The sequence below is a fragment of the Yersinia sp. 1252 StPb PI genome, from assembly GCF_048593885.1.
Classification (GTDB): domain Bacteria; phylum Pseudomonadota; class Gammaproteobacteria; order Enterobacterales; family Enterobacteriaceae; genus Yersinia; species Yersinia enterocolitica_E.
Genome location: NZ_JAZGQE010000235.1, coordinates 1 through 5,944 on the forward strand (window position 1 = coordinate 1; position 5,944 = coordinate 5,944).

Consider the following 5,944-nt stretch of genomic DNA (forward strand, 5'->3'; position numbering starts at 1 on the left):
TTGCATTGCGTGACGTGCCGACAACCCCAGTTAACTGCGGCAGATGTACGACGTCGCCCAAACCAAGGTTTGCGAGAGTTGCAGCAACAGCAGCGGGGCCAGCGGTGTTAATTTCAGATAAATTATTGGCAATTTTTAACGACGCAACATCAACCGCTCTAACAGCTTTAGGGGTCGCGGCGAGTGTTTCGCTAGTGCTGTTGGTTGCATTACTTAATTGGACAATCCCTTTTTGGGTTAATGAGGCGTCTTTAAGATCAGGAATTCCCTCGTCAATCAGCTTCTGTATCGATAAAAGCACTTGATTAAACGTATCACTATCAGCCTCTATTTCAGCGGCTGTTAGAATACTCATTAATTCACGCTGAATGGTATTAAACCACTCTGCTGGCAATATCGTAGGTGGAACACCACCAGCAACATTGCCGTCGGTAAATTCGCCATTACTGTCAGCACGCGTATTCGGTATATCGCCAATTTTTTGCATAGATAATCCTCGCCAGGAAAGGCGCTTTAAATTAATAGATATTGATTAGTTAGCTAACGTAGCCAAATTTAAGGATGGTATGAGAAGGGTTTAATACGGTTAATCGACATTCAAGCTGTTTGTTTCCCCACGAACGCAGGGGATCACTGCAATAAGTTAAACCGCACTGGGCATAATTGATGGTGGTTTCTGGTGCGGTAATCAGCCAGGTGAAGGGCCACTCGTCACCGTTTAAAGCATCACCACAAACGGACATCCCGGCACAGGCTTGCCGGTATTGGGTGATAGCAATGGAGTAACCCAATGCCTCCGCAACACGAATAAAATAAGTAACAGACTGCCCACCAATACCAAACAGTTTGGATACTACGGCCCGCTGCCGCTGGATAATGCTGTCAATCTCACCTATCGCGCATAAATCAGGTAATCCGAGCGTCGCTTCCCACTCAGGAAGCATTGCCGTTGCTGTTGATGGAAAAGCCGCATCAAGCAAATCACGGGCATCTTCATCGCTACGTTGAAAGGATTGGGCTAGTGCGCGTAAAGTATTGGTTTGAATACCGTTAAGTTGTCGGGGCCAAACCAGACCACCAGGCATTAGTGCTTGAAGAGCGGCGGTATATTCATTAACAGAATATCGACTCATGGATAGGTCACCGTTCCCCGGACAGGTAACTTACCGGTTTCAAGCTGAATATTAGTCGTCGGTGAATCAAGAATAAAACCACCGGTTCCTGCAACATCACCGATGGCCAGCAGCAGTGACGACAATAAAATTTTTCCACCCGGCTCACCCTCAGTAAAAAACACCTCATCAATAGCCGTATTTATTGCCGAGGTAGTTTCACTGGATGCCGTAGAAATGCCACTAATCACAAAATTTACGGGTGCTGCTACCGGTGCGCAAACATAAATGATGGCGATAATGGGCTGTAAGGGATAGACATGATCTGCAACACGCCCCTGATCACCCGTTGCTTTTACTGCGCCCCACTCTTCAAGCTGAGAGACGCCATCAGTCCCGACCGGAAAACCACCTGAATCATTGCCATCGCACATGATATAAATGCCAACCGTACCTACCCCCTGTAAGCGACGCTTCACCCAACAACGTGTCACACCAGGCACGGCCAACGCCCAATTTCGATAATCGGTATCGTTGCCACCTTGCGGGGTATTTTGATAGGCCAGTAACATACGAGAACGAAAAGCATCTTCTGATTCAATATCAGCGCCGCCAGATATCTTAACTATCGCTGTGGCCACTGACAGGACACCATCAATTGCAACGTCGAGTGTAAGAGACGTTCCGGCATCCGCATTCCCCGCGATACCGCCGCCAGTAGTGTCATCCAATACGCTGGGGAGTACAGCAGTGATTGAACCGGTGGCGGTACCAACAGCCCCCAGTGTTAACTCATGGTCGAGACTGTATTGATAACCATCGGCCCTGTTTAAAAGGCTACCGGCGCTAATGATACGGCCTACGGTCCCACTAAACTCGACTGTAGGAGAAGTTGCAGGGTTGGCGGGTTTGCGGAAAACATCTTTCAACGCAGCCCACGCGGCAAGATATTCGTCAGTGGCATTATAAGGCGTGGATTGCAGCGCGATATAATCCAGATAACCATAATGTAAATGCGCCATTCCGGCATCAGCATCACTGATCACACCGATATTGGAGAAGCGCAATAAATTACCGCCTGTCTTGAGTTCTGATTGAATATAAGACAGGTTGCGCTGGCGCAGTTCACTTAATGTGGGGCGATTAAATGGCATGTATTAGGTCTCCCATACCCATGAGAATTTAACTGAAGCCTGTGCTTTAGCCGGTTGTTGATAGTTGATAATGAGATTTAATCGGTTGGGAAACACTATCTGAGCATTGGTACTTATTGCGGTCACCACGCCATCATCAACCAGCCAGGCCAAAGCTTCATTAGCATAGTCCTCAGCCTTTAACGCGACTTTAGTCGTGAGTTTTTCGCGGCGAAGCAACCACAAACGGGAACCTATCGGATACGCTGATCCGGTATCACCCCACCACCCTCGGCGGTCATCGCCATCGATAGCATCATCACTACGGGCCAACCGGTCCGTGAACAGGCTAATTAAAATGGCAGTCTCTAAATCATCACCATCCAGCAAGCCACCGCCGCCGGTTTGCCAGTCGCCCAGCAATTTGTCCGGTTCCCAGACTGTTTTGATATCTGTTGTCATTCAACCACCTTGCCCGTCACTTCACTGGTTAATGTCGAACTACCACCCTGAACATTTTTAAGTTGGTGATTGTGGGTGTTATAGGCTTCGCGCAGGGTTTTCAGTGTGGTGCCATTGCTGTCTGCGTTATCGACAATATCGCCGCTAACCTCTAATAACGGCGTATTTAGCCGTACTTTTCCCGAGGCATTAATCGTCACCTCAGTCGCATTATTAACCGTGACCGGCTGGCCATTGGCTTCAATAATAATGCCTGTTTCAGTTAACTTGACGTATTGCCCCCATTGCGAATAAATCACCGTTTCACCCGTATTGAGTCCGGTGTGGCGAAAAGACTGATGATTTGAGCCAATAATAACTGCGCTTGATCGGTCACCTCCCAGAAAACCAATAACAACATCAGTATTAGCGGGAAGCCCCGATGAAAAACCAAATTCAGCCAATCTCGGCGTATCATCACGCACTTCAAGCGGTGTTTGATATTGGACTGTTTGAACGGTGCCACCATCATTGCTGCCCGTGACGCGCCCTACCCCGATCATCATTTTTATTTGGCGGTATAATTTGGCGAATTGCCCTGATTCACTCATCGTTGGTTTAACTCCATAAGATTTGAATAAAACTGATAAGGTTGGACGGTAAAGGCTTCCGGGGGCATCAGGACCATTTGCGCAGCAGTGCCGTGATCGTCTTTGAGGTAGGTCACCTCCGATAGCAGCCAGAGTTCATCCTTTAAACCAAAAATAGGTAAATCAATGGGGATCAGCGTGTTAGGTTCCCACAATTTTCCGTCTTTATCCCGCCAACTATCAACAGTCACCAGCAGCTCTTTAGAGCGTCCATAACGGCGGTTCATTTCCCAATCAATACATTGCTGAGCCAGTTTTAGGGCTTTCATGGTACTTTCAACAATGATAATGCGGTTGCGATAACGCATTTTGGCCGCTTCTGGATCGCGGCTCCGGGCTAACGTAACTGAACCGTATCCCGCATCCTGAACCTGCTCCTGAAGTTGGCTCACCGACATCGATACACCGATGTAATCAGAAAATCGTTGGTCCATTCCTGAGTTATACGCAGCGTCTTCTATATTGATGCCCTGCGCGACACCGCTGGCCGCTTTTCGCGTCCCCACCCGAGTCAGATAGAGGTTCCCATCTGGCAGGTCGTAATACAGCAATGCCGCCCAGCGGGTGATGCGGTCAATGATTTCCTGAGAGGATTCACCCCAGTTCAATGTAAATTGGGGGACAATATCCAAGTCGGTCACATCAGTCGTCACCGTAATGCCGTAGGGCTGCGCCAATCGTTGGGCTATTTGTAGCGCTGTTGATTGGCTGATCACATTGTTTGACCACTCTGCGGAGCAATCAACCAAGTCCTGGCACTTGCTCCGCCCTGTCGCCCTCACTTCGCGGCGGTTACGGCTGATCATCGGTGCCCAACGGTCTATGTAGCCTGTCAGAACAACATCATCACCTAAATTAACCACGCAAGGAGCACCTGGATTAACCCACTGCTGGTTATCACTCCCCGGATAAAGATCCATCAATGACAGACTGAAGTCACTGGGTAACCGCTCTATACTGCGAGTGACCCGAACATTGTCCCAACCGGTGATTAATTTATTACCAATGCGCAATGTCAGATCATCACTCATGAGTTCAGCGCCTTAAATCGGACTGGCATAAATGCCGGGTGAATGGGATTAGCCATTTTCACCAGCGCGTCACCTCGCCGCGCATCCTGATATAGCCGATTGGCAAGATTAAGCGCGGGTAGTGATCGGTTAAAATTGACGGTATCAACGCGAGACAGGTTCGCTCCGGTCTGCTGCAACAGCGTGACGATTGAACCGCGCAAATCGTTTAGTGCCTGGTATACCTCGTCATTACCCCTGTCAGCCGCAGAAAGCGCCGCACCGTCTACGACATCACAGACTCGCGTCAATATATCGACCGCATCGTCATAGCTTTCAGGTTGATATTGCGAAGCAGCAAACACCATCGCACCGGCGCACAACACAATAATGAGTTGGTAGCTGGCGGCTGCGGTATTGCTGTCACTGGGGTTAGGTCGAAAAGTGTTGTCATCAACTTCCGTTAATTCTTGCATCATGCGGATTAAATCAAGGGTGCTGGCTCCGCTGGCCAAGATGGCATTCACGACAGCAAGAACAGCGTTGGCATGTTCCTCTACTGTCGCAGCCTCTTTCAATGCATCGCTAGCAGCAACAAGTGAGGCCCGCCCCTCGACTGAAACAGCCATTTTTTGAGCTACCAGCGCGGACAGGTTCGTTGTGTCACTCTGCGTACTAACGGATGCCGTAGCCCCCGATACGCTGCCGCCTACGGTACCGTGGTTGTAACGGCCATAACGATCACGCCCAAGGGTTGAACGGAGGACATTGCCGAGATTTGTCGCCTCACTGGTGGTTGAATTCACCATGTTTACCCAGAATGCTGCTGTACTTTTTAGTGTTCTGATAGTTTGAGTGACGGAACGGATCTCACCTTTGACCGTAGCAATAAAGGTCGCGACGGACTTGGTGGCCAGACCGAACCATGACGACTGAATAGACGAAACGGCATCTGCTGAACTGGTAACAGAAAATACCCGTAAGCCCGACTCAATAATGGTTAGCGTAAATTCAAAAACGCGCCCTGACTCAGCCCCTTCACTCAGACGAAGACCACTTTCAGGAATACTGACCGTCATTTCACCCAGCGTTGGGTGTACTAATGTTCCCGCATCCGGCATTTCACAGGCAGCAATCAGTGAATCACGCTGGGTCATGACGTCAGGCGCGTTATAAAGGCCACTACTCTGAATAAGAAAACCACGGATAGTCAGGCGGCGAGTCGCTCGCCCCAAGTCTTCAATCCACGCAGTATCGCGATAAGGATATTCATGAATGGCCTGGCGACGGCCAAAAACACCCTCAGCAGTCAATACAGCAAAAGGAACACCACGAAAAGAGGCAGGGTGCAGGTGTTCAGACCATTGCCAACTATCACCACCAGTACCTAATAAATCAGAAAGTGCATTGCTGATCAGTGACATTTGACTCCCTCCATAAATGGAAAAACCCGCACAATGGCGGGTTCACAATAAGGTGACTACATTTTTGAATTACTAGGCTGAGATTCAATACTTTAGTAGCCAGCTTACCATTAGGTCAGGTTGACCACTCTGATGATTTATTATAATTTATTGATATTTATAATAATTCCAGTC

7 protein-coding genes are annotated in these 5,944 nt (G+C 48.9%); all 7 read right to left on the reverse strand.

Annotated features, from left to right (window positions below; translation table 11 throughout):
* Window positions 1-487 (reverse strand): phage tail protein (locus V2A85_RS21440; protein ID WP_420072306.1); only part of this gene is annotated, 487 nt, incomplete at its 3' end.
* Window positions 488-536: 49 nt separating this feature from the next.
* On the reverse strand, window positions 537-1,133 hold the full coding sequence (locus tag V2A85_RS21445) for a YmfQ family protein (protein WP_420072307.1): 597 nt from the start codon (window positions 1,131-1,133) through the stop codon (window positions 537-539).
* On the reverse strand, window positions 1,130-2,266 hold the full coding sequence (locus tag V2A85_RS21450; protein ID WP_420072308.1) for a baseplate J/gp47 family protein: 1,137 nt from the start codon (window positions 2,264-2,266) through the stop codon (window positions 1,130-1,132). Before V2A85_RS21450 ends, V2A85_RS21445 begins: the two co-directional genes overlap by 4 nt.
* A 3-nt stretch (window positions 2,267-2,269) precedes the next feature.
* Window positions 2,270-2,707: a phage GP46 family protein gene (locus tag V2A85_RS21455; protein ID WP_420072309.1), complete on the reverse strand. Its 438-nt coding sequence runs from the start codon at window positions 2,705-2,707 to the stop codon at window positions 2,270-2,272.
* Window positions 2,704-3,297, reverse strand: coding sequence for a phage baseplate assembly protein domain-containing protein (locus tag V2A85_RS21460; RefSeq protein ID WP_420072310.1), 594 nt, complete (start codon window positions 3,295-3,297; stop codon window positions 2,704-2,706). The genes V2A85_RS21455 and V2A85_RS21460 overlap by 4 nt, the downstream gene beginning before the upstream one ends.
* A complete protein-coding gene (locus tag V2A85_RS21465) occupies window positions 3,294-4,367 on the reverse strand; it encodes a phage baseplate assembly protein (RefSeq protein WP_420072311.1) in 1,074 nt (357 codons plus the stop codon). The genes V2A85_RS21460 and V2A85_RS21465 overlap by 4 nt, the downstream gene beginning before the upstream one ends.
* Complete coding sequence (locus V2A85_RS21470; RefSeq protein WP_420072312.1) at window positions 4,364-5,770, reverse strand: DNA circularization protein; 1,407 nt, start codon at window positions 5,768-5,770, stop codon at window positions 4,364-4,366. Before V2A85_RS21470 ends, V2A85_RS21465 begins: the two co-directional genes overlap by 4 nt.
* Window positions 5,771-5,944 lie beyond the last annotated feature (174 nt).

Excerpts from the sequence above, each read along its gene's own strand:
- V2A85_RS21445 (WP_420072307.1), bottom strand. The coding sequence starts at position 1,133 with ATGAGTCGATATTCTGTTAATGAATATACCGCCGCTCTTCAAGCACTA.
- V2A85_RS21470 (WP_420072312.1), bottom strand. The coding sequence starts at position 5,770 with ATGTCACTGATCAGCAATGCACTTTCTGATTTATTAGGTACTGGTGGT.
- V2A85_RS21455 (WP_420072309.1), bottom strand. The coding sequence starts at position 2,707 with ATGACAACAGATATCAAAACAGTCTGGGAACCGGACAAATTGCTGGGC.
- V2A85_RS21465 (WP_420072311.1), bottom strand. The coding sequence starts at position 4,367 with ATGAGTGATGATCTGACATTGCGCATTGGTAATAAATTAATCACCGGT.
- V2A85_RS21450 (WP_420072308.1), bottom strand. The coding sequence starts at position 2,266 with ATGCCATTTAATCGCCCCACATTAAGTGAACTGCGCCAGCGCAACCTG.
- V2A85_RS21460 (WP_420072310.1), bottom strand. The coding sequence starts at position 3,297 with ATGAGTGAATCAGGGCAATTCGCCAAATTATACCGCCAAATAAAAATG.